Consider the following 19,719-nt stretch of genomic DNA (forward strand, 5'->3'; position numbering starts at 1 on the left):
AATAGGAGCTAATTACGGATCACTTATCACTAATTACTTGAGAAATGAAAATAATCTGTATAGGTCGTAATTATACTGACCATATTGCTGAACTTAATAATGAACGTCCGATTGAGCCAGTAGTTTTTATGAAACCGGATACCGCTATTTTGCCCAAACAGTTTCCTTTTGTCTTGCCTGATTTTAGTGATGATATTCATCATGAAGTAGAAGTTTTGGTTAAAATAAATAAAGTAGGAAAGTATATTGATGCTAAATTTGCTCATAAATATTATGAGGAAATAGGTTTAGGAATTGATTTTACTGCCCGAGATTTACAAGCAAAATTAAAAGAGAAAGGTTTACCGTGGGAAATAGCAAAAGCATTTGACGGTTCAGCGGTAATAGGTGACTTTTTATCGAAAAAAATTTTAGTTCGTTAGAAAATATTAACTTTGAATTAAGAAATAACTCACAAATTGTTCAACAAGGCAATACAAATCAAATGCTTTGGAAGATAGATGAAATCATTGCTTACGTTTCGCAATATTTTACTTTAAAAACAGGTGATGTTATTTTTACGGGAACTCCTGCAGGAGTTGCTAAAGTAAATCCAAATGATATTTTGGAAGGATATTTAGAAAATAAACAACTATTTAAGATTCAGGTTAAATAATGGCTATTCATTATAATTTAGCAAAAGTATATGCAATTTCAGATGATGATGATGATGATTTTGTACGTCAAATAATTACTCTTTTTATAGAAGAAGTTCCAGAAGATGTAAGACAGATAAAAGAAGGTATTGAAGAAAAAGATTATGCTAAAGCTTATGGGTATGCGCATAAGACAAAACCGACTTTGGATTTGTTAGGAATGGAAGCTGCCAAAGAAGAAATTCTTCAAATTGAGCAATGGACACGCGATAAAGGAAAAAAGAAGGAAATTAAAGAAATTTATAAAAGTTTAAAAGCTAGAATAAATGCGGCTTTAGATGAAGTGAAAAAAGATTTCAAATTTTAATAAAAATTACTTGATTGAAAAACAAGGATTTAAAGGAGTTTTGATAACGATCAGAATCCTTTGATCCTTGTTTTTTTTGATATTTGTAAAAGAAAATAAATAAAAAGGATGAAAGCAGCTATCATAACTATAGGAGATGAAATATTAATTGGCCAAATTACAGATACAAACTCTGCTTATATAGCAAAATCTTTAGATAAAATAGGTATTCAGACAGTGGAAATGCTGTCTATTTCTGATGATAAAAAACATATTTTAAAAACACTTTCCTACTTACAAGATCAAGTAGATGTTGTTGTTATAACAGGTGGTTTAGGTCCTACAAAGGACGATATTACAAAAAAAACACTATGTGAATATTTAGATGATGTTTTAGTTTGTGATGAAGAAGTGCTGAGACATGTAACCAAAATGATTGAAAATTATTTTAAAAGACCTATAACTCAATTAAATAAAGATCAAGCGTTAGTGCCTTCTAAATGCAAAGTACTATTTAATCAAGTAGGAACAGCACCTGGAATGTGGATGGAAAAAGGAAAGACAGTTTTTATTTCTCTTCCGGAGTTCCCTATGAAATGAAGCATTTGATGGATGATGAGGTAGTGTTAAAATTAGTAAATAGGTTTGATCGTCCTTATATTTATCATCAAACATTGATGACTTATGGAGTGGGAGAAAGTTTGTTAGCTGAACGAATTGAAGAGTGGGAAAATAAGCTGCCAGATTTTATTAAATTGGCTTATTTACCTAGTCCTTTTCAGGTAAAACTCAGATTGACGGCAAGAGGCATTAATGAACAGGAATTAAAAGAAAGAGTGGCTTTGGAAGTCGAAAAAATAAAACCTTTGATACAAGATTGTTTAGTGGGGTTGGATGAAGGAGAAACAATTGAAGTTATGTTAGGAAGGTTGTTAACTCAAAAAAAAATGACTCTATCAGTTGCGGAAAGTTGTACAGGAGGGAAGATAGCTTCTTTACTGACGACAACGGCAGGAGCTTCTGCTTATTTTAAAGGAGGGATTGTAAGTTATGCTACAGATGTAAAAAAAATGTTGTTAAACGTAGATAGTGCTGTTATTAACGAATATTCAGTAGTAAGTGAGCAGGTAGCTCAAATGATGGTGAAAAATGTAAAAGAGTTGTTGAAAACAGATTTCGCAATTGCTACAACAGGAAATGCAGGGCCTTCTAAAGGAGAATCAGATGCAGATCTGGGGATAGTATATATAGCAATTGCAACACCTGAAAAGATAGTCGTGGAAAAATATGAGCTAGGACAACCAAGAGAAAAAGTAATAGAAAGAGCTGTAAATAAGGGGCTTGAAATGTTGTATAAAGAAATTTTAAAAAAATAATAAAATAGTTTGTTTAATCGTTTTATTTTTTGTTACTTTGCACCCTGATTTTGAATAACGATAAAACATAAGTATAATGTCAAGAGTTTGTGACCTTACAGGAAAAAGAGCGATGGTAGGAAACAACGTTTCGCACGCTATGAACAAGACAAAGAGAAAATTCTCTGTAAACTTGATTAAAAAACGTTTTTACCTTCCTGAAGAAGATAGATGGATTACTTTAAGAGTAGCTGCTTCTACAATTAAAACGATTAATAAGAATGGAATTTCAGCTGTGTTGAAACAAGCACAGGCTAATGGATTAATCAAATAATCTATTCCTAATTTAAATATATTTTAAGATGGCAAAGAAAGGTAATAGAATTCAAGTGATTTTAGAATGTACAGAGCATAAGACTTCTGGTGTACCAGGAACTTCTCGTTACATTACTACTAAAAATAAAAAGAACACTCCAGATAGATTAGAAATTAAAAAATTCAATCCTATCCTAAAGAGAGTGACTGTTCATAAAGAAATTAAATAATTTAGAAGTTTTTATAACTAAAAATTTCAATTAAAAAATGTAAGTCATGGCAAAGAAAACCGTTGCAACCCTACAGACAGCATCTAAGAGATTATCTAAAGCTATTAAAATGGTAAGATCTCCTAAATCTGGTGCTTATACTTTTGTTGAGGCTATCATGTCTCCTGAAGAAGTTGATGAATTTCTAAAAAGAAATAATTTTATCTATTCAATATAACAAAGCTGCTTCTTTTTTGAAGTGGCTTTTTTATTTTATATTTGCTAAAAAAATAACCTAAATAATACTTTTCTTGTTGTATAAAGTATATTTTCGTTTTTTTGATTTATTGAGTAGATAGATCGTAGTTGTAAATTGTAAATCATATATAAATGAATTTCTTTAAAAAAATTTTTTCTTCTGAAAAAAAGAAACACTTGATAAAGGTTTAGAAAAGTCAAGCACTTCTTTCTTGTCTAAATTAACTAAAGCAGTTGCTGGTAAATCAAAAGTAGATGATGATGTATTAGATAATTTAGAAGAGGTGTTGGTAACTTCTGATGTTGGAGTCAATACCACCTTAAAAATTATTGAACGTATTGAATCACGTGTAGCGCGTGATAAGTATTTAGGTACAGATGAACTTAATAAAATATTAAGAGAAGAAATTGGCTCTCTTTTATCAGAAACTAATTCAGGTGATGAAACAGACTTTGTTATTCCCGCGAATAAAAAACCGTATGTTATTATGGTTGTGGGGGGTAAATGGAGTAGGTAAGACTACTACTATTGGTAAATTAGCAAATCAATTTAAGAATGCAGGTTATAAAGTAGTGCTAGGTGCGGCAGATACATTTCGTGCTGCAGCAATTGATCAATTACAAATTTGGGCAGATAGAGTAGGAGTTCCTATTGTAAGACAACAAATGGGTAGTGATCCTGCTTCTGTAGCTTTTGATACCTTACAAAGTGCTGTGGCACAAGGAGCAGATGTTGTAATTATTGATACAGCAGGACGTTTGCATAATAAAGTAGGTTTAATGAGCGAACTTTCAAAAGTTAAAAGAGTAATGCAAAAAGTGGTAGTAGATGCTCCTCATGATGTGTTATTAGTATTAGACGGTTCTACAGGTCAAAATGCGTTTGAACAAGCAAAAGAATTCACTGCGGCAACTGAAGTTACTTGCTTAGCTGTAACAAAATTAGATGGAACCGCTAAGGGAGGAGTCGTAATTGGTATTTCCGATCAATTTCAAATTCCAGTCAAATATATTGGAGTAGGTGAAGGAATTAATGATCTTCAAGTGTTTAATAAATATGAGTTTGTAGACTCTTTCTTTAAATAATATGCAAAGTTTTAAAACGTTTCATTTTTTTCTTTTTGGAACATCAGCCCTTTTAGTAGCTCAATATACTAAGAATGTAAAAATTTCTTTATTGTTTTATACGATAGCTCTGGTATTATATATTACTGCATTGGTGAAATTTTATAAAGAAAAAAAATAGAAAAAGAGGCTGTCCTAAAGTGTGCACTGGATCAGCCTTTTTTTATTAAATTTAAACGAAGTGAATTGGCAAAGCCAACTATTTCACCTTATTTTCTTCCAATTCAAGTAGGTACGCTGATTTTAATAATCAAAATAGTTTCTTGTTTTTTAAAAATTCCCGTGAGCATTTGAATTTATGGATAAATTTTATTTCACAATGAAGTTTAATCCAGAATCCGAGGTAAAGTGTTCATGTCTCTATTGGAGATAGTTTTTGTATAAATTCAGATTATATGTTAGAAATTTACTACAAATAAGGGCTTCAAATTTTAAAAGTATATTTTTTGTCCTTAATTAGATTGTTTTAAGAGTTTACGGTCTTATCATTTATATAACAGGATAAATCATATATTATTAATGTTATTTATGCCCTTGGTTAAAGGGACAGGTCATGCGTTAAATTACGGCTTTTGCCTCCACAGCTCTGATAAAAAACATCTATTTTTATTTTTCTTCTTTTCATTTTCACAAAGAAGTCTAATACGGAATTTGGGATAAACAGTTTGTGTAAACTAAGTTCTACTTTTAGTTCCCCTCATTTTTATCAATAGAAAATAGTCTTTTCTTTTTTATAATAAATTAATAAATCATTTATATTTATAAATGTATTGAAAACTGTAATTTTAGTTACTTTTATTCCGCTTTAAAATGATTATTTTTGACACCTAAAATTAATATTATGTCAGATACTACAATAGAAAGAGTAAAATGTTTAATTATCGGTTCTGGTCCAGCTGGTTATACGGCTGCTATTTATGCTGCTAGAGCTAATATGAATCCTGTTTTATATCAGGGGACTCAGCCGAGGAGGACAGTTGACAACGACTAATGAAGTAGAAAATTTTCCGGGATATCCAGAAGGAGTTACAGGGCCAGAGATGATGGTGCAGTTAGAAACACAAGCAAAACGTTTTGGAACTGATATACGAAATGGTTGGGTTACGAAAGTAGATTTTTCTGGTGATTTACATAAGGTATGGATTCATGATGGAAAAGAACTTTTGTGTGATACAGTGATTATTTCTACAGGAGCATCCGCTAAATACTTAGGTTTGCCTTCAGAACAGCATTATTTAAATATGGGAGGAGGAGTTTCAGCTTGTGCTGTTTGTGATGGGTTCTTTTATCGTAATCAAGAAGTGGTTATTGTAGGAGCTGGAGATAGTGCGTGTGAAGAAGCGCATTATTTATCTAAAATGTGTAAAAAGTAACAATGCTTGTTCGTAGTGAGCAATTTAGAGCCTCAAAAATTATGGAAGAGCGAGTGCGTAAAACTGAAAATATTCAAATTTTAATGCATACAGAAACAGAAGAAGTCTTAGGAGATGGTCAGGTTGTAACATCTGTTAAAGCAAAGAATAAGTCAACAGGAGAAATAACAGAAATTCCTGCAACAGGTTTCTTTGTAGCTATTGGGCATAAACCTAATACTGATGTATTTAAAGATTATATTGCTTTAGATGAAACAGGCTATATTGTAAATGTTCCGGTACTTCAAAAACTAATGTTCCGGGTGTTTTTGTTGCAGGTGATGCCGCAGATCATGTATATCGTCAAGCTATAACAGCTGCAGGTACGGGATGTATGGCCGCTCTTGATGCGGAAAGATATTTAGCGGCAAAAGGACACTAAATTACCATTTGTTACTTCATAACATCTCCTTGTAAGAAGTAGTTCAATTTTTTTACTTTAACCCAAAAAGTTTAAATGACCTCAATGATAAAACCCCGGTATTAAATTTAATATCGGGGTTTTAAAAAAATTATTTACTTATATAAGAATCAATTATGTGGCTTATTTCTTCAGGAGTAGCTTCTGATTTTAATTCAAACAATTTTATGAATAATGGTTGTTTTTCTTTTTTAATGTTAAGTCTTTGTTTTTGATGAAAATAGTGGACCATTTATTTCTAACATTTTTCCAAATAGTGCTATTTTTTTTCCAGTAATTTTGAGCCAAAGTACATTTAGAATTATCTATCTTTTTGTAAACATCATATCCTTTTTCTTCGGCTAATAAAGTATCTTCATTTTCGCGTATTATTTTTTTATTATCTTGATTATGAATCCATCCAAAATCTTTTATTTCATGTATGTTATTTCTTTTTAAAATATTGTAGTCATTTCTTATTGTATGCTCTCTACGTGGTAAAGGAGCAGCTGTCGTATTTTCCCAAAAATGTCTTCCGTCAATATGTACCCACGAAGCTGAACCTTCATAACGAGGACTATCGTCAACTTGATATACTTTTTGAGTCCATTGACCTACTACTTCTTTTTTATCTAGTTTTTTGTATTTCCATGTTTGATCTTTTTCGAAAATATACAAGTCAGTATTTTCATACAACCAATCTTGTCTCCAGTGTTTTACGATTGATTCTTCTGTTTCTCCAGTGATAAGTAAGTGTTGTAATGATAGTTTGTTTGATTCCTCTTCAATTAGTTCTATCCATTCGATTGCCTTTTCGTGTTTTGTAGGAGAAGGTTTATAATCATTGTTTTTTGAATAGTTAAATGTTTCGGTAAAATTAAATTCAACTTCATAGCATCCGCACATTGATTTGATTGCCTTTCTATCCTCTTCTTTTTTGTTTTGTCCATAGTTTTTCGAAAATAGACTTATTAGAATAAGCGTTAAAGTTGTTTTTTTCATGTAAAGATTGTTTTAAAAAATTTTAGCAAATATATTAATTTAATTTAGAATAAATAAAAATAAGAGTATATTTGCATTCGAATAAAGAATACATCTTCTATCATGTATAAAATAAAAACGCTTGTTTTTGTTCTACTTTTTTTAAGTAATATAGTAAACGGACAAATTAATTTAAAAGACTCGTTACGAGTAAAAAAAATAGATGAAGTAGTAATTACAGGACAGTTTAGTCCTCAATCATTAAAAAGATCTGTTTTTAATGTGAGAGTTATAACCTCTAAAGATATACAAAATTTATCTGCTAATAACTTTACAGATGTATTGAATCAGTATTTAAATATTTCATTGCAACCGAGTGGTATAAATGGTCGTTCTACTGTTTCTTTGTTTGGATTGGATGGTCAATATTTTAAAATATTAGTAGATAATGTGCCATTAATTAATGAAAATGGTTTAGGAAATAATATTGATCTTTCACAAATTAATTTGAATGATGTAGAGCGAATTGAAATAGTTGAAGGATCTATGGGGGTTACCCATGGAGCTAATGCTGTTACGGGAGTTTTGAATATTATTACAAAAAAGAAGTTTTCAGGGAAATTAGCTTTTAAAATGGGTGTTCAAGAAGAAACCATAGGTAAAGAATTTCGTTTTTTTGATAAAGGAAGACATATACAAAATTTAAAATTATCCTATAATTATAAGGAGAGTTTATATGTTGATTTCGGTTTTAATAGAAATGATTTTAAGGGGTTTTATGATACTAAACAAGGTAAGTTTTATAGCGAAAATGATGGGAATAGAGGATTACGATGGTTGCCTAAAGAACAACTAAATGGTACTACAACGATTGTTTATCATACTGAAAATTTTGATTTGAATTATAAATTAGAAGTATTTAAAGAATTAGTTAAATTCTATAATAGTACAGTTCAATCAGGATATAACGATGATTTAGGGTATTATCGTTATGCTAATGATAAACGGTATTTTGTAAACAGATTATTTCATAATTTAAATCTCTCAGGACATTTTTTTTCTAAAATAAAATACACAGGCTCTTTTTCTTATCAAGAACAAGAGCGAAAATTAGAAAATTTTAAATTTAATTTATATAACAAAAACGAATGGAATCATGATCTTTTTAAAGATCAGTCGATGGAGGTATATTATAGTACGGGGTCTTTGAGTAATTTTTTTAATACTGATAAAGCAGATCTATTATTAGGTTATGAATTGGTATCTAGTAAAGGATTTTCTTTAATTCAAAAGGAAAATAATATTTTAGAACCTATTGAAAGAAGAATCAATAATTATGATTTTTATGTTTCTAGTGAATTATCAATTACAAATAAATTTTCTATTAAACCGGAGGATTACGATTTTCTATTCAATCTTTGTTTCAAAATCAATATGCTTCTTCATTAGCCTTGCGGCATTTATTTAATGAAGGAGTTGAGATGCGATTATCTTATGGGACTTCTTATAGAACGCCCAATTTTACTGAACTTTATTCTAAACAAATTTTTGATGGGCATTTTTTTCAGGTAATGAAAAATTGCTTCCAGAAACCAGTACTTCCTATGAAGCTAGTTTAAAACGAGTACAAGAACTTAAAAAAAATAGCATTTTTTCCAACCAATTATCAACTAGTTTTATTGACTTAAAGGATAAAATAGATATGGTTTTATTTAGATTTAATCCTGACACAGGCAATCCCGAGTACCAATATATTAATATTAGTAAATATAAAGTGCTCAATATAGCAGCTTTGACTCAGTTAAAAACTAAAAGAATTTCAGTCAGTTTAGGTGCCTCTTTAGTAGGCGTTTCTCAAAAAATAGATAATCAAGTTTTTTCTTCCAATAAAGATTATTTATACTCTTTTAATTGTAATGGTAGTCTGTCTTATTCTTTTTCAAAACCAGAAATCAACGCATCTCTTTATTATAAGTACAATGGGAGAGTTCAACAACTAGTAGAAGGCGCAACTAAATATGAAATTTCTACTGTAGACTCTTCAAATTGGCTGGATTTTACACTACAAAAAAAGATTTTTAAAGGAAAGATAGAAACAACTATTGGAGCAAGAAATATTTTAGATATAACGAATATAAGTCAGTCAGGATTGGAACAATCTAGAGGACATGTAAGAAATGCTCAACTCATGTTGGCTTATGGGCGTTCGTTTTTTGCTAAAATAGTATACAATTTAAATATTTAAATGAAAAAATAAGAATAATCATTACAATATTTCACAGCGAGAAATTTAAATGATGATCGTAATATTTCAATGATATAAAAAATAACAATAACTATTTATGATATATGAAAAAAGGACTATTATTACTGTATTTGGCTACATCTTTTATTTCTTGTTCAAAAGAATCGGTAGACGAAAAAGAAAAGCATTTAATATCTAAAGAAGAAATATTAAAACCAGAAATAGGGGGAGCTAATCAGCCTAATCAGGTGTTTTTAGATTTGAGTAAAGGAGAATCTAAAGTTGTAAATAGAGGAACATGGGATTTGGGTTTTTATTCAGGCGATGAATTTAGAGTGGTTTTGAACAGTTCTACATTTATGGCGGTTAAAAAAACAGATCAAATAGATATAACCTTAGCTCAAAATCCAGATAAAAATGTAGTACCATTAGGAGGATTTAATTTAGTCCAAAATGGATATTGTGATGACGCTACGGGTATTTTAAATGGGAAAGGACAAGGACAAGGAACTGCAATAGGAGAAATTTCTGCACTGGATAATGAAAATAAGGTATATCTGCTTAATTTAGGTTTCGAAGTTTCTACAAAAACGCCAGCAATAGGTTCTGTTAGTACGGAAGGAAATGCGAGAGGCTGGAAAAAAATTAGAATATTAAGAACTAATAATGGAGGATATAAAATTCAATATGCAAATTTATTGGATAAAGACTTTAAAGAAAAAATAATAGATAAAGATAAGTTATACAATTTTACTTTTTTTAGTTTATTAAAGGAAGATGTTGTAATGGTAGAACCTAAAAAAGAATTATGGGATTTATGCTTTACCACTTTTACCAATTATATCTCATCGGGAACAGACATCGTGACTTATGGATTTGCAGATTTTGTTATTTCTAATATGAAAGGAGGAACGCAGGTATATGAAGTAAACATATCCGAATATACTTATGAAAATTTTAAAAAAGAAAATATAATAGAATCTAAATTTATACCATCTAAAACCGATCAAAGAATAATAGGCTCAAACTGGAGAGTAGGAGGGTCTCAAGCTGGAGGATTACCAAGTATAAAAACAGATCGCTTTTATGTCCTAAAAGATATTCAATCCAACTATTATAAAATAAAGTTTCTTACAATGACTAATGATAAAGGGGAAAGAGGTAATACCAAAATTCAATACTCTTTATTGTAGACTTAATTTTTACCAAGTATCATTTTAATACGCACCTCTTTTTATCTCGTGAGTTAAGAGCGCGCGATTTTTGACGCAAAAAAATAATTTAAAACTATATATATGAAAACAATAAAACTATTTTTATTGATGATTTTCAATTGGTGTGCTTATACTCAAATAGTTTATAATCCAATTGTTGCAAAAATTAACTTAGGAAACGATGGAGAAAATAAAGCATATTATAAGCTTAACTCAGGAATCGTAAAAAATACTAAAAATGAAATTAATTGGCACCTTGCGTTTCAAATAGACAACGATCGAGGTTTTGGAATTAGAGCTAATACGAGTAGTGCAATATGTACAGTTTATAAAACAGATAAAACGGAATTAAGTCAAGTAACAAAAGAAAATTATAGCTCTTTAGCAAGAGGTTCTGATAATGAGTTATATAATAGCACTGTAGATTGGAATATAGGGGCATTAAATAATGATCATTGGGATGATCAAACCAATCCTCATAAATATTATATTGGCTGGGGAGCTTATGATATAAGGACACATAAGGTTAACGGAAACCGTGTTTTTATTATACGACATTCGATTTTTACAAATGGAACTTGGAAAGGAGATTACTATAAAGTAAAAATTAATTCTCGTTTTAGAAATTACGTTTTCAGCTATTCAAAATTTAATGAAGGTGATTGGGAACCAGAAAAAACACAAGTAATAAACGATTTAGATTATAGAAATTTAGGAAATAAATTTGTATATTATAACCTAGATACTCATTCTATTGTAGATGAAGAACCTCAGTCTTGGGATTTCTTATTTACGACGTATGATCAAAATTTAAACAAAGCAGAAATAAACCCTAGTGATTATATGTATAGTGTAACAGGTTGTTTGCAAAAGGATGGACTTGTTGTAGCAGAAGTTTTAGAAGAAGATGAAGTTATTAATCCTAATTTCGAAAATTTAACATACAAAGAAGATATGAATGTTATTGGATATGATTGGAAAGAATTTAATTTTCAATTTAATAATCCGAGCTATACAATGTCTAAAAAGAAATTTTATGTAAAAACCTTAGAAGGAGATTATTACAGAGTATTTTTGAAGTACAAGGTTGTCAATAAATATGAACGAGAAATAGAAATTTATAAACAAAAATTAGAAAAACAAGTATTATCTAATCAAGAATTTCAAAATGACTCTTTTAAAATGTATCCTACTTTCTTAACAAATTCAAGAATAAATATAGAAACTTCAGAGCCAAAGGAATTTAAAAATATTTTAATTCTAAATTCAGTAGGGAAAATGGTTTATCAGCAAAATATTAATTCAACGCTTAGTCAATTAGAAATAGATTTGCCAGAAAATATAGATAAAGGTGTTTATATAATAAAAATAAATACTGATAATAAAATTTTTGCAACAAGACTTATTAAATAAATAATTATGACTTAATAATTTTGATAAGAGATAGTGTACCAATTAATAACAATGTATTTGTTTTTTAATAAATGAGAGGGGCAAGCTATTTTAAAGAAATTATAGAGGAATATTCAGAAATAAAAATCTATCAATAAGATCAAGATTCAAGATTTCATTACTTCTGAATAAAATCCAGATTCCGCATTAGAAAATAAAGTTGAATAGATTTCGAATGCGGAATTTGGATTTAAATAGGTAAAGAAATTATGTATAAACCTTATTTTGTTTTTTTCATTAAAACAGCTTCGTCGGCAAATTTAATTATTTCAATTTTAGGTTCTCCATAAATGGCTAATTTACTTTTTCCTGATGCGGATATAGCTAATTTTCCATTTGTAGCTATATCACAATCCGTGTAGCCTTCAACAGTTAGTGTCGTATTTTTTGAAGTTAAATTTTTCCCTTCGTATTTAGTATTATTATCTAGACGTAATTTTAATTCATTTGTATCTCCTTCTATAGCTGCCGAGGATTTTTGATACATATCTATTTTTATAGAATTTGTATTCATTAGAGCCTTTAAATCAGTATTTTTACTCATTTCTATAATAGCATTGTTCCCTTTCAAATTTAATTCTGTTTTAGATTTGTCATTACTAATTAATGTGAAATCAGGAATTGTAGCATTGATTGATATTTTGGAATAGTCAAATGCTTTAATTGTAAGTTTTTTTACATTTAAATCATTAAACGCGTTAAGTTTTGCGTGATGTTTAACGTTGATTAATTTTAGACTATCTGTGTAAAACACGCGAACATCAATTTTTTTATAGGTAGCTATTTCTTTGTTGGTATTAAGACGTAATGTTTTTCCATAAATTTTGCGATCTATTACATCATGTAGATTATCATCTGCTTCAATTTCGATAGCATTTTTTTCAGCTTTTACTAAATATACCTCTAAGTTGTCTTCTATTTCAATTTCTTCAAATGATTCCGTTCCATATTTTTCAGTTTTTATCATTTTAGTTCCTTTTATTCTTTCTTTGTTTTGAGAGAAAGTAATGGTTGTCATAAGGCTGATAAATAATAAGCTAATTTTTTTCATTTTTGTAGAATTTGGTAAAATACAAATATAAAAAAAATCATTCTTATTTAAGGAATGATTTTTAAGGCTTATTCTTAACTTTAAAAAAGGAAAAGCATACAAGTTATTGTTCTTCAATTGTTGCTTCGGAAGAATTGGTTATTTTTTTAATTTTAGGAGTTCCTGAATAATAAATGCTACTGCTGCTCGATGCATCTGCATGTAGTGATACCAGAGGATGGATTTTAATTTCACTACTACTTGAACTATTAGCAAAAATATCGTTAGCAAGTAAATTATGAGCATCTACATTACAACTGCTAGAAGCTTCGATGATAAGTTTTATAGCTTTGCCAGAAATAACTATATTGCTACTACTACTGGCATCTATAGTTATTTTTTCTGATTCTATGGAAACTTCTAAATTAGCTGAACTGTTTGCTATTAACTTAATATCATTGCTCTTTATAATACCTTTGGTTTTTAATTGAGAAGAACCAGAGGCTTCTAGTTGTTCAATAATAGGGAGTGTGATATAAATTTTTTTAGATTTGACATGGGTATAATTGCCATTTTGAGAGCTGATTTCTAATGTATTATTTTTTACCTCTGTTAATATATCTTCATGTAAATTTTCGTCAGCTACTACAACTACTTTAAAGTTAGAACCTTGAGTTATTTCACACTCTAAATCATTTGCAATAGATATCTTACTAAATCCAGTCAGTTCTCTTTCTTTTGTTAGAACTTTACCATTCCCTTTTGTGGATTCTTTATTTATGTTTAAATTACAAGAACCAAAACTGAAAGCTATTATCGTGGTAACTATTATTTTAGCCAAATGAACCATGAATTTTATCATAATGTTATTTTTATTTGTTGTTAAATGAGTTTTTTGTCACATCCTTTCATAAATATAATAATTCTGTTTTTAAATTAAACGTTCGACTTTATCAAATAGACTAAGTAAAGTAAAATCATGATAAATGAAAAATAATTTAAAATCCAAAAAATATTCTCTTTTTTCTTGATTCTAATGGTCTATTGGTTAATTAGATCGAAGTGACAGTATGTAATAAAATGAATAGGACTTTTAGTCTATCTTTTAAAAATTATTCGGTTTTAATGATAATACCCTCTTTGCTAATTTTTAATTCTTTTATATCTTTAGTATTTGTGAGGGTAGTGTCTTTTTTTATTTGTAAACCATCTTTATTTATGATTATAGATGAGTTATCATCATAAGAAGATTCTTCTTCTTGATCCTCATCCTCTAGTAGATTGGTTGGACAATTTTTACACTTTATTTTATTTTCTTCTACTTTATATACATAATCATTTGAAGAGGCAAAAAATCTGAAGTAATCACTACTTGTTATATCATAATATTTTAAAGAACTATCCGGTTTTATATACATTCCTTTAGGAACAAATAAGAAAATTCGAACTTGTTGATCACGAAATTTATATTTAGGATCGATTAAGAAATAATTATCAAGACTTAAAATATTAGGATTAGAGTCGTCATTTCTAAATTTATATCCAATTCTGTCTGCATTTTTTCTCGCTTCTGACAAGGTTTTTCCCTTGGCTGTATATTCAATTTGGATATAAGGTTTGGCTTCATCTGTAGGCATTAATTCTAATTCTACATTATTAGAATAGATGTATTCGTGACCTAAGGAGTCCTGAACCAGTTCAAAGTTTGTTCTATCATCTACATCTTTAGAAAAATATTCATTGTTTTTAAATTTAAGAGTTAGTGTGTCATTTAAACTAAAATTTTTGTTTAAATAACTTTTATAAACAATTTTATTTTCATAAGCTAATTCACTAGAAGTTATAATTCCTAGAGCAATAAGGCTTATGATTGAACTTAACCAAATAGCGGATAAGGTTAATTTAGCTATATTTCCTATAGAATTAATGGTAGGGATTAATATTTTTAACCCCAAAATTAACAAGAAGAAGAAAGGGACAGCCACAGCAAAAAATGATATTAAACAAATGATCCATAAGGATGTGCCCGTATAATTAAATGATTCAAAAAACTCAATCCAAGGTAATTTCATGAAGGAGGTAGAACCTAATGTAAAGAAACCAATGAGTAAACCAATTATGGTAATTCCACCTGTAAATACCATAATAGCGCCAATGAACTTGATAAAGATGTTTATAATATTCACAATAATATCACCTAAAGAACTTCCGACTCTTTGTGCTCCATGCCTTACATTTTCCCCCATTTGGGTATAGTCAGTATTTTTAAATTTTTCGGAAACGGATTCAAATTCTTCTTTTACTTTTTTTTCAATATTTGAAATGGTAATGGGTTCTCCCTTCATTTCTAATTTTTCAGAGGTAGTTATAGCCTCAGGAGTGACTAACCATAAGATAATGTAGGCTAATAAACCAATACCAAAACCAGCAAAGACTAATAAAACCAATGCAATTCTAAGCCATACAGGGTCTATTCCAAAATAATGTCCTAAACCAGAGCAAACACCTGCAATTATACCAGTTTCTTTGTCTCTATAAAGTTTTTTTGTTTTTCGAGTGTAAGAATAGTTAGAACTTATAGTAGGCTCTTCTTCTATTTTATAGTCTTCTGGTTGTCCCATTATAGTAATGACATCATCTACATCATTTAAGTTTAAAACTTGTTTACCACTACCTAATTTTTCAGAAAAAAGTTCGGCAATTCTACTTTCAATATCATTCATAATTTCATCTCGTCCTTCAATAGAGAGAGAGTTACGTATAGCATTAAAATATCTGTTTAGTTTTTGGTAAGCGTCTTCATCAATATGGAAAAAGAAACCACCTAAATTCATATTTGCTGTCTTGTTCATAAGTCTTAGTTTTGTGATGTTATAGTGTTTACCGCTCCTGCAAGTTCATTCCAGAGTTATGCTTAGTTCTTTTAAAAATTTTTTTCCATTGTCTGTTAAACCATAGTATTTTCTGGGAGGGCCAGAAGTAGATTCTTCCCAACGATAAGTTAATAAACCATCATTTTTCAGTCTAGTTAATAAGGGATATACGGTTCCTTCGACTACTAGTAATTTTGCATTTTTCAGCGTATCAAGAATTTCTGAGGTATAAGCATCTTTTTCTTTTAATACGGATAAAATGCAAAATTCTAAAACTCCTTTGCGCATCTGAGCTTTTGTATTCTCAATGTTCATAAGATTTCTTTTTGTTGTTAAACTGTTCATTTTGATTGATTGATTGATTGATTGATTGATTGATTGAAACTCTCTATTTTATAGCTTGATGGTTGTAACTGTAAATTCTTTTCATTCTCCATAGCTCATTTTCAAGTAACCAAAGATGTATGAATTTTGCCTTTCCATCAGGATATTCTTTATTTTTGTTTATTGTTAATAAAAAAATATGCTCTCCGCTGTATATAAGACCATAAGGTTTTCCTTCTCTGTATAATATTGAGAACTGTTCTGTTCTTTTTATTAATTCTCTTCTTATTTTATAATTTTTATTTGAACATAAATTATTTTGTATTGAATTGACTAAATTCTCTTTTCCTAATGTTATACCTCCTTTATCATGATAAAATTCTATGTCATCATATATATATATTTCGATATCTTTTGTGTTACAAGAATTGTAAGCTTTCCAAAATTCGGTATCTAAATTTTGTATTTTTTTTATTATCTCTGTTTCAGATTGAGCAAAAAAGGAGAAATTGAATAAAAAAATAAACTGAAAATTATTTTAGTTTTCATTATTTTAAGAAATTTATTGTCAATGGATATTTAAAAAAAATCCTTCATGAGCTTTAATTGCTCCATATATAATATAGAAGAACTCTATTGTTTTTAATAGAATAATCATTACAAAACAAACGATTGCAAATATGGCTGATAGATTGTAAGATACTAAACTTTCTAACTCAAAATGTCCCTTTTCTATTTCTTTCCAACTAAAATTACTCAATATATTTCCTATTGTACAAGGAATTGCAATGGCAATGGCTATAATGGTGTATAATAAAATGCTAAGTTGAAAATTAATAATTTGTTTGCCATGAAAATCAATAAAAGAAGATTCCTTTTTTTTTGTATTCCATATTATGATAGGAATGATATAATTAGTTAAAGGGAATATTAATTTTGAAAAAGCACTTAAATGAGTGATAAAAGCGTAATTTTTTTCTTGTCTTGTTATTAGTGATGTTTTCATAATACTATAGCTTTTTGATTGATGATGTTTAATATAGTTGTTTTATAAGGCTAATACTTTTTTAAGCTTATTAATTTTTTATACAAAGATAATGTAAAAAGAAGGTACTATGTAAAACAAAGTAGTTTAAATTAACAAAAAATTAACATTTTTAAAAATTAGGCTCGCATAGTATTTTTTGTAGTTTAGCAAAACCAATATATCATGAAATAAAATAATTTTTGTGGTATTGTTTGAGTTTGTATTTTTTTTTTTTTTTTTTATTATCATGTTATAAATTAGATAGATATGAAATTTACACCTACTAAATTAAATCTTTTTCTTTTTTTAAACTACCTTCAGCTTTTTGGAGTGGTGTTCGAGTAAAAAGAATAGATGATTACGAATGTCAAGCAACAGTTAAACATAGATGGTTTAATCAAAATCCCTTTAATTCTATGTATTTTGCTGTTCAGGCCATGGCAGCAGAGTTAACAACAGGAGCCTTGGTTATGAAACAAATTAAAGAAAGCGGAAAAAATATTTCTATGTTAGTTGCCAATAATAAAGGAACTTTTACAAAAAAAGCCACAGGGAAAATTACATTTATCTGTAGTGATGGACGTTTAATCGAGGAGGCTATAAAAAACACAATTGCTACTGGAGAAGGTCAAACTTTTTGGATGAAATCCATAGGAATGGATGAAAAAGGAGATCAAGTTTCTGTTATGGATTTTGAATGGACAGTTCGAGTAAAAAAGTAATATTATAAAGTTAAACTAATCCTAAATAACATACGATGCAAGTCTAGTGTTACTAAATTTGTATAAAAAAACAAAGTGAAAGTTTTAGTTACAGGAGCCACAGGTTTAGTAGGTAAAGAAATTGTTAAAATGTTGCATGCAAAAGGCATGTTCGTACATTTTTTAACCACTTCTAAAAAGAAGTTACAGCACTCAAACAAAACAAAAGGTTTTTATTGGAATCCTAAAAAGGAGAAATAGATGCGGCTTGTATAGAAGAGGTGAGTGCTATAATTCATTTAGCTGGAGCTCCTATAAGTAAGAGATGGACTTCTAGGTATAAAAAGAAATACTAGAGAGTCGTGTGCTTCCCTTACAAATGTTATACAAACTATTACAAAAAAATCCTAATCAAGTTCAGAGTGTAGTTTCAGCCTCAGCTGTAGGAGTTTATCCGTCTTCTATTGAAAAATATTATTCAGAAGATTTTATGAATTTTAATGATTCTTTTTTAACTAACGTAGTAAAATCTTGGGAGGAAAGTGTAGATAAGTTTGTGGATTTAAATATAAGAGTTTGTAAGTTACGAATCGGTTTAGTATTGTCTTCAAAAGGAGGTGTATTACCCGAAATACTTAATCCGTTACGATTAGGTTTGGGAGTTCTTTTTGGATCAGGTCAACAATGGCAATCTTGGATACATATAAAAGATCTGGCCAGATTATTTCTTTTTGCATTAGAAAATCAAATACAAGGTGTTTATAATGCTGTAGCGCCAGATCCTGTTACTCATAAAGAATTTATGTTGACTTTAGATTTGTTTAAACAAAAACCTTTAATTGTTTTGCAATTACCGAAGTTTTTGATGAAATTAATTTTAGGCGAAAAATACCTGCTACTCTACGATTCACAACGTGTTTCATCTGTGAAAATTCAACAGATAGGATTTCAATTTCAATATGTGAATTTGGAAGACGCGTTGAACGATTTATTAAATAGAAATTAAGTTTTATTTTTTAATTTTTTTGGCAATTAAATTCACTTGTATGTGAATTTGATCGCTGATAAATTCATCTTTAAGATCATCAAAAATACTTTTTGAGCCATAGTTTACATTCCAATAGGTTCTATTTAGTTGAAGTGTATCGCTTTTTAAACTTATTTGATCATTATTAATATTAATTTTGGCAGGAAAATTAACAGATTTTGTTATGCCTTTAATAGTTAAATTCCCATAAATGATAGTTTTGTTGTTCTTTAATTCAGAATGCGTAATTCTAAAATCAGAAATAGGATATTTGGATATATTAAAAAAATGATCTTTAATATTTTTGTCAGCAAGCCCTTTTAAATGGTTTTCTAGCTTGTTTTTATCTTTTTTGTCTTTTAAATCAGTTACTGTTATAGAATTCATATTCATATAAAAACGTCCTAAGGCAATAGTATTCTGATTACAAATAAAAAGACCTTCTTTAAGTTTTAAAGTTCCAGTATGTTTTTCAGAAGGCTTAAAGCCAGTCCAATAGATTGTAGAGCGTAATGTATCTACTTGGTATTTTATTCCTTTTATTTCAGGTAAGTGAGTTAAGTAACTACCATGAGCAGTTGTGCTTTCTTTTTTGCAAGAAATCAATGAATAAATGACAATTAAATAGAAGAAAATTAATAACTTTTTCATAAGTTTTAAAGTGTTGATTATTAGTTACTAATTTACAAATTGTCTCCTTTAGATACAATTTAAATAGAAAAAAAGTGACAATTTGGCATTTTTTGTTTTTTGGCAATACTTTTGCGATCGCAATTCAAAATTGATAAGA

Annotated in this window: 17 protein-coding genes and 7 pseudogenes; 16 read left to right on the forward strand and 8 right to left on the reverse strand. The window is 28.9% G+C overall.

Going from position 1 to position 19,719, the window contains the following annotated elements; translation table 11 throughout:
- Positions 1-44 precede the first annotated feature (44 nt).
- The 8 genes and pseudogenes from JJC05_RS13430 (at position 45) to trxB (ending at position 6,037) form a co-directional block, all read left to right on the forward strand.
- Positions 45-655, forward strand: a pseudogene (locus JJC05_RS13430) (fumarylacetoacetate hydrolase family protein).
- The gene (locus JJC05_RS13435; protein ID WP_235877624.1) at positions 655-1,002 is read left to right on the forward strand and encodes an Hpt domain-containing protein; all 348 of its coding nucleotides are present in this window, start codon (positions 655-657) and stop codon (positions 1,000-1,002) included. The pseudogene JJC05_RS13430 and the gene JJC05_RS13435 overlap by 1 nt, the downstream one beginning before the upstream one ends.
- Before the next feature lie 108 nt (positions 1,003-1,110).
- A pseudogene (locus JJC05_RS13440) lies at positions 1,111-2,357 on the forward strand (CinA family nicotinamide mononucleotide deamidase-related protein).
- 76 nt (positions 2,358-2,433) lie between these two features.
- A complete protein-coding gene (gene rpmB / locus JJC05_RS13445) occupies positions 2,434-2,670 on the forward strand; it encodes a 50S ribosomal protein L28 (RefSeq protein WP_014166479.1) in 237 nt (78 codons plus the stop codon).
- Between the two features lie 28 nt (positions 2,671-2,698).
- Positions 2,699-2,881 (forward strand): 50S ribosomal protein L33, encoded by a 183-nt coding sequence (gene rpmG, locus JJC05_RS13450; protein ID WP_008253902.1) that lies wholly within the window; start codon positions 2,699-2,701, stop codon positions 2,879-2,881.
- Between the two features lie 46 nt (positions 2,882-2,927).
- The gene (locus tag JJC05_RS13455) at positions 2,928-3,098 is read left to right on the forward strand and encodes a DUF4295 domain-containing protein (protein WP_235877626.1); all 171 of its coding nucleotides are present in this window, start codon (positions 2,928-2,930) and stop codon (positions 3,096-3,098) included.
- Positions 3,099-3,250: 152 nt separating this feature from the next.
- Positions 3,251-4,204: pseudogene (gene ftsY, locus JJC05_RS13460) on the forward strand (signal recognition particle-docking protein FtsY).
- An 880-nt stretch (positions 4,205-5,084) separates the two neighbouring features.
- Positions 5,085-6,037, forward strand: a pseudogene (gene trxB, locus JJC05_RS13465) (thioredoxin-disulfide reductase).
- Positions 6,038-6,167: 130 nt separating this feature from the next.
- Here the strand turns inward: trxB and JJC05_RS13470 are convergent.
- A pseudogene (locus tag JJC05_RS13470) lies at positions 6,168-7,057 on the reverse strand (DUF6607 family protein).
- A 102-nt stretch (positions 7,058-7,159) separates the two neighbouring features.
- On the opposite strand from JJC05_RS13470, the gene JJC05_RS13475 reads away from it, so the two are divergent.
- The 5 genes from JJC05_RS13475 to JJC05_RS13495 all read left to right on the forward strand — a co-directional run bounded on the left by JJC05_RS13475 (position 7,160) and on the right by JJC05_RS13495 (position 11,908).
- Positions 7,160-8,485: a TonB-dependent receptor plug domain-containing protein gene (locus JJC05_RS13475; RefSeq protein ID WP_235877628.1), complete on the forward strand. Its 1,326-nt coding sequence runs from the start codon at positions 7,160-7,162 to the stop codon at positions 8,483-8,485.
- Positions 8,455-8,655 (forward strand): TonB-dependent receptor, encoded by a 201-nt coding sequence (locus JJC05_RS18945; RefSeq protein ID WP_235877630.1) that lies wholly within the window; start codon positions 8,455-8,457, stop codon positions 8,653-8,655. Before JJC05_RS13475 ends, JJC05_RS18945 begins: the two co-directional genes overlap by 31 nt.
- Positions 8,616-9,281 (forward strand): outer membrane beta-barrel protein, encoded by a 666-nt coding sequence (locus JJC05_RS13485; RefSeq protein WP_235877632.1) that lies wholly within the window; start codon positions 8,616-8,618, stop codon positions 9,279-9,281. The genes JJC05_RS18945 and JJC05_RS13485 overlap by 40 nt, the downstream gene beginning before the upstream one ends.
- A 104-nt stretch (positions 9,282-9,385) precedes the next feature.
- Positions 9,386-10,474: an HmuY family protein gene (locus JJC05_RS13490; protein WP_105196017.1), complete on the forward strand. Its 1,089-nt coding sequence runs from the start codon at positions 9,386-9,388 to the stop codon at positions 10,472-10,474.
- 102 nt (positions 10,475-10,576) lie between these two features.
- The gene (locus JJC05_RS13495; RefSeq protein WP_235877633.1) at positions 10,577-11,908 is read left to right on the forward strand and encodes a T9SS type A sorting domain-containing protein; all 1,332 of its coding nucleotides are present in this window, start codon (positions 10,577-10,579) and stop codon (positions 11,906-11,908) included.
- A gap of 259 nt (positions 11,909-12,167) precedes the next feature.
- Here JJC05_RS13495 and JJC05_RS13500 read toward each other — a convergent pair whose 3' ends face one another.
- The 6 genes and pseudogenes from JJC05_RS13500 to JJC05_RS13525 all read right to left on the reverse strand — a co-directional run bounded on the left by JJC05_RS13500 (position 12,168) and on the right by JJC05_RS13525 (position 17,180).
- On the reverse strand, positions 12,168-12,998 hold the full coding sequence (locus JJC05_RS13500; RefSeq protein ID WP_235819744.1) for a GIN domain-containing protein: 831 nt from the start codon (positions 12,996-12,998) through the stop codon (positions 12,168-12,170).
- 103 nt (positions 12,999-13,101) lie between these two features.
- Positions 13,102-13,839, reverse strand: a complete 738-nt coding sequence (locus tag JJC05_RS13505) for a head GIN domain-containing protein (RefSeq protein ID WP_235877635.1) — start codon at positions 13,837-13,839, stop codon at positions 13,102-13,104.
- 250 nt (positions 13,840-14,089) lie between these two features.
- Complete coding sequence (locus tag JJC05_RS13510; protein ID WP_258130472.1) at positions 14,090-15,829, reverse strand: PspC domain-containing protein; 1,740 nt, start codon at positions 15,827-15,829, stop codon at positions 14,090-14,092.
- A gap of 5 nt (positions 15,830-15,834) precedes the next feature.
- Positions 15,835-16,165 (reverse strand): annotated as a pseudogene (locus JJC05_RS13515) (PadR family transcriptional regulator).
- A gap of 73 nt (positions 16,166-16,238) precedes the next feature.
- On the reverse strand, positions 16,239-16,697 hold the full coding sequence (locus tag JJC05_RS18950; protein ID WP_235878887.1) for a nuclear transport factor 2 family protein: 459 nt from the start codon (positions 16,695-16,697) through the stop codon (positions 16,239-16,241).
- A 45-nt stretch (positions 16,698-16,742) separates the two neighbouring features.
- Complete coding sequence (locus tag JJC05_RS13525; protein ID WP_235877638.1) at positions 16,743-17,180, reverse strand: DUF4870 domain-containing protein; 438 nt, start codon at positions 17,178-17,180, stop codon at positions 16,743-16,745.
- 288 nt (positions 17,181-17,468) lie between these two features.
- On the opposite strand from JJC05_RS13525, the pseudogene JJC05_RS13530 reads away from it, so the two are divergent.
- The 3 genes and pseudogenes from JJC05_RS13530 to JJC05_RS13535 all read left to right on the forward strand — a co-directional run bounded on the left by JJC05_RS13530 (position 17,469) and on the right by JJC05_RS13535 (position 18,908).
- Positions 17,469-17,923 (forward strand): annotated as a pseudogene (locus JJC05_RS13530) (DUF4442 domain-containing protein).
- 75 nt (positions 17,924-17,998) lie between these two features.
- The gene (locus JJC05_RS18460) at positions 17,999-18,163 is read left to right on the forward strand and encodes an NAD-dependent epimerase/dehydratase family protein (protein ID WP_309597338.1); all 165 of its coding nucleotides are present in this window, start codon (positions 17,999-18,001) and stop codon (positions 18,161-18,163) included.
- 118 nt (positions 18,164-18,281) lie between these two features.
- Positions 18,282-18,908 (forward strand): DUF1731 domain-containing protein, encoded by a 627-nt coding sequence (locus JJC05_RS13535; RefSeq protein WP_309597339.1) that lies wholly within the window; start codon positions 18,282-18,284, stop codon positions 18,906-18,908.
- Positions 18,909-18,911: 3 nt separating this feature from the next.
- Here JJC05_RS13535 and JJC05_RS13540 read toward each other — a convergent pair whose 3' ends face one another.
- Positions 18,912-19,580: a YceI family protein gene (locus JJC05_RS13540; protein WP_127822794.1), complete on the reverse strand. Its 669-nt coding sequence runs from the start codon at positions 19,578-19,580 to the stop codon at positions 18,912-18,914.
- Between the last annotated feature and the right edge of the window lie 139 nt (positions 19,581-19,719).

The organism is Flavobacterium davisii, from assembly GCF_019565505.1.
In the GTDB taxonomy this organism is placed as follows: domain Bacteria; phylum Bacteroidota; class Bacteroidia; order Flavobacteriales; family Flavobacteriaceae; genus Flavobacterium; species Flavobacterium davisii.